This window comes from Vitreimonas sp., assembly GCF_036392335.1.
Taxonomy (GTDB): domain Bacteria; phylum Pseudomonadota; class Alphaproteobacteria; order Caulobacterales; family Aquidulcibacteraceae; genus Vitreimonas.
Map to the genome: position 1 here is coordinate 1 of NZ_DASVYD010000075.1, position 2,782 is coordinate 2,782.

Consider the following 2,782-nt stretch of genomic DNA (forward strand, 5'->3'; position numbering starts at 1 on the left):
ATGGCAGGTCGTAGGTCAAGAGCACGGTCCGCCTGCAACATCCGTCGGTGTTCTGCTTGCGGGCGCGACAGCGGCAGAGCTTCGCTCCTTGATTGGCCAGACCGCGTTGGTGCTTGATGGGTGAGTGTCGTTAATCGGCGAATTCGCGCCCCATCACCCAACCGTGACCAACGTCGCCGAACCGCTCAAAGCCTGCCCTTGCCCCGTGGTCGACGCTGCCGGCAGGCGCCGTCGACTTAAGTGAGAGTGACGCCCCGCGGCCCGACGCCTTCCTGTCGTCCATCGCGCGCAGCGCGGGCCAAGGGCCGCGTAAGCGGCGCGTCAGCGCTTGCCTTTGGCGCGCGCGAGCACGGTGGCATTCCGCATCATTCCGCTCAATGCGCATGGCTTCCACAAGGTATTCCACATTGGATTCGCGTTGCGACACGCGGCGCGAAATTACTGTTTGCGCCAACCAGACGTGACGTGTTGACGCTTCGCGTGCATGCGGAATTCTCATCGCTCTCTCCGCATGATGCGATGGAGCAAAACATGAGCGAAGGCAGTGCAAGAAAGTTCGAACGCCGGCTCTCGCGCAAGGAAGCCGCGCAATATCTGACACGTCTCGGCATGACGATGTCGGCGCAGACGCTGGCGCGACTCTACAGCGAATGCAAAGGCCCGGAGTGCGGCCATATCGGCCGGCGCGCCGCCTATAAGCCCAGCGACCTCATGCGATATTTCCGCGAGCAGACGAGCGCGCCCAACCGCTCGCCGCGCGAGCCCCGTCGCCCGGATTTCGATGACGACCTGCCAGAACCGGCAAACGATTGAGACCAAGTGAACGGCGCATAATGCGCCGGCGCGTCCAGTTCAGCAGGCGAGGGATGCGGGCGCCGGTCACGATGAGGTTCCAATCGCGCCTGAGTTCGGGGATCTGCGGACGCGTGCAGAGAGCGACATAGCCCCAGAGATGGATCAGATCGCCCTCGCGCGATGTGCGTTCCAGCCGCGCCGCCAAGCGGTGATCGGAGCAAAGCACGGGGACAAAGGCAAGATCGCGCCAGCCATGCCTCCCGGCTTCCAGAAGCTGGCACTGCAGCACGAGGTGAAGCCCCAGGCCGGAGCGGCGCAGCGCCAGCACAAGCCCGGAGGCGCGCCAGCTCGCCAACAGCTTAGCCTTTCCGCTCCAGGGCGCGTAGATCGGAGATCGCACTCAGCAACACCCGATGCGCACTGGGCAATTCGTCGGGATCGATGTCCTCGGCGACCACAGACAATTTGGCGATCGCGCCCGCAAGCGTCAGCGCCGGCACCTGCCGCAAGCGGCGCAGCACGCGCACGCTTTCCCGCTGACAGCGCCAATATTCGTCGTCGAGTTCGAACAACAATCGCGCTTCGGGCAGCAGGCGCGCTTCCTCTTTGCTGAGCCCGTAATAATTGCGGTGCTTGCCGAGCCAGCCCTCGTAATCGGACCAGCGCTTCATCAAAGCGGCGCTGCGGCGCACCAGATCGCCATAATGGGCGCAGAGCAGCAGAACGGGATCAGCTTTGACGGCGGGCGCCAGTTTCGCGTCCGCCAGCAGGGGTGCAGCGCCCATGCCGGCCACCAGCTTGCGGCGAGAGAGGCGCGCCATCAGAAGCAATCCCGTAATCGACGCACCGCCAATGCCGTGACCTCGCTCAAAACGCCGGTCACGATCACGGCCGTCAGAATGCCAAACGGCACATTGCTGAACTGGCTTGCCGCCAAATGACCTGTGCTCAAGCCGATAAGGGTCGGTGGACCGAGCAATACGAGGATGAGGAGCAGGCGCCACAGCACGTGCAGCACCGCGATCGCCAGCAGGAGCAGGACGCCGCCGCCAAAGAGGGTGGGCCAGTCCATGGCCTCAATCTCCGTTGAGCGCGCGATAATCGCGCAGGATGCTGGCGATCAGATGATGCAGTTCGGGATGATCCTCCGGACAGGCTTCGAGCGCTGCGACCGCGAGCTTGCCGCAAATGCCGTGATAGGTGGTCGCCGCGATCAAAGGCAGAGACGCCAGCAGCGCCTCGTTCTGCCCGTCCAAGGAATCCATTTCATCGTCGAGCGCATCCATCTCCAACTGCTCGCGATGACGGGCGCGCTGCGTGCGATTGAGCTTCGGCCAATCGTGCCTCGCGAAGGCCGCCTTCTCGATCTGCTGCCAACGCAGGCAGAGGCGTTCACGCTCGGCTCGACGCGCGAGCCATGTCTCGCTCGCGGCCACAGCGGGATCGGCAATGATACCCGCGAGCGGCGCCATCGCGCCGCCCGCCAAGACTGAACGGCGCGACTGATCATTTAGGCACGGGCTCGCAATCACGGCCGATGGCGCGCGTAGGGACATTTGTAACGCTTTCCGTCTAGTGTGATCCCTAAGGTATCAGGCCGAATCCCGATGTCAACCCAAAGGGATCAAGTAATCCCCTAAGGCGCATGCGATGCTGACCTCCGCCCAAATTCGCGCCGCTCGAGCGCTGCTCGACTGGAGCCAGAAGACGCTCTCGGAGAAGTCGAAGCTATCGGTGCCCACCATCAAGCGCATGGAAGGCGCGATGGGGCCGGAGCGCAGCACGGAAGCGAACGTCGAAGCCGTCAGGCGCGCGCTTGAATCGGCGGGCGTGATCTTCCTAGATGCAAAGACCAACAAGGATGGCGGGCCAGGCGTTCGTCTGAAGAAGTAGCGAGAGGCCAGCGCGATTCCGGTGCGCACCTCGACCGCGACGGTGATGGTGCCGCCGGCGAGCCTTACGCACATTAGTCGGCGCCTGCTTCGGG

6 protein-coding genes are annotated in these 2,782 nt (G+C 63.8%); 2 read left to right on the forward strand and 4 right to left on the reverse strand.

Translation table 11 applies throughout. The features are described from left to right. Positions 1–130 precede the first annotated feature (130 nt). On the reverse strand, positions 131–499 hold the full coding sequence (locus tag VF769_RS18315) for a hypothetical protein (protein ID WP_331009880.1): 369 nt from the start codon (positions 497–499) through the stop codon (positions 131–133). Between the two features lie 32 nt (positions 500–531). On the opposite strand from VF769_RS18315, the gene VF769_RS18320 reads away from it, so the two are divergent. Beyond that, positions 532–813: a hypothetical protein gene (locus tag VF769_RS18320; protein ID WP_331009881.1), complete on the forward strand. Its 282-nt coding sequence runs from the start codon at positions 532–534 to the stop codon at positions 811–813. A 341-nt stretch (positions 814–1,154) separates the two neighbouring features. Here the strand turns inward: VF769_RS18320 and VF769_RS18325 are convergent, their stop codons facing one another. From VF769_RS18325 to VF769_RS18335, 3 genes are read right to left on the reverse strand one after another with little or no spacing between them, the layout of a single operon-like run. After that, complete coding sequence (locus VF769_RS18325; RefSeq protein ID WP_331009882.1) at positions 1,155–1,616, reverse strand: hypothetical protein; 462 nt, start codon at positions 1,614–1,616, stop codon at positions 1,155–1,157. After that, positions 1,616–1,867: a hypothetical protein gene (locus tag VF769_RS18330; RefSeq protein ID WP_331009883.1), complete on the reverse strand. Its 252-nt coding sequence runs from the start codon at positions 1,865–1,867 to the stop codon at positions 1,616–1,618. The genes VF769_RS18325 and VF769_RS18330 overlap by 1 nt, the downstream gene beginning before the upstream one ends. 4 nt (positions 1,868–1,871) lie before the next feature. Then, positions 1,872–2,267, reverse strand: coding sequence for a hypothetical protein (locus tag VF769_RS18335; protein ID WP_331009884.1), 396 nt, complete (start codon positions 2,265–2,267; stop codon positions 1,872–1,874). Between the two features lie 178 nt (positions 2,268–2,445). Here VF769_RS18335 and VF769_RS18340 point away from each other — a divergent pair, with 178 nt between their 5' ends. After that, the gene (locus VF769_RS18340; RefSeq protein ID WP_331009885.1) at positions 2,446–2,688 is read left to right on the forward strand and encodes a transcriptional regulator; all 243 of its coding nucleotides are present in this window, start codon (positions 2,446–2,448) and stop codon (positions 2,686–2,688) included. Positions 2,689–2,782: the final 94 nt, after the last annotated feature.

Coding starts and splice junctions, on each gene's coding strand:
- VF769_RS18330 (WP_331009883.1), bottom strand. CDS start 1,867: ATGGACTGGCCCACCCTCTTTGGCGGCGGCGTCCTGCTCCTGCTGGCG.
- VF769_RS18335 (WP_331009884.1), bottom strand. CDS start 2,267: ATGGCGCCGCTCGCGGGTATCATTGCCGATCCCGCTGTGGCCGCGAGC.
- VF769_RS18340 (WP_331009885.1), top strand. CDS start 2,446: ATGCTGACCTCCGCCCAAATTCGCGCCGCTCGAGCGCTGCTCGACTGG.
- VF769_RS18315 (WP_331009880.1), bottom strand. CDS start 499: ATGAGAATTCCGCATGCACGCGAAGCGTCAACACGTCACGTCTGGTTG.
- VF769_RS18325 (WP_331009882.1), bottom strand. CDS start 1,616: ATGGCGCGCCTCTCTCGCCGCAAGCTGGTGGCCGGCATGGGCGCTGCA.
- VF769_RS18320 (WP_331009881.1), top strand. CDS start 532: ATGAGCGAAGGCAGTGCAAGAAAGTTCGAACGCCGGCTCTCGCGCAAG.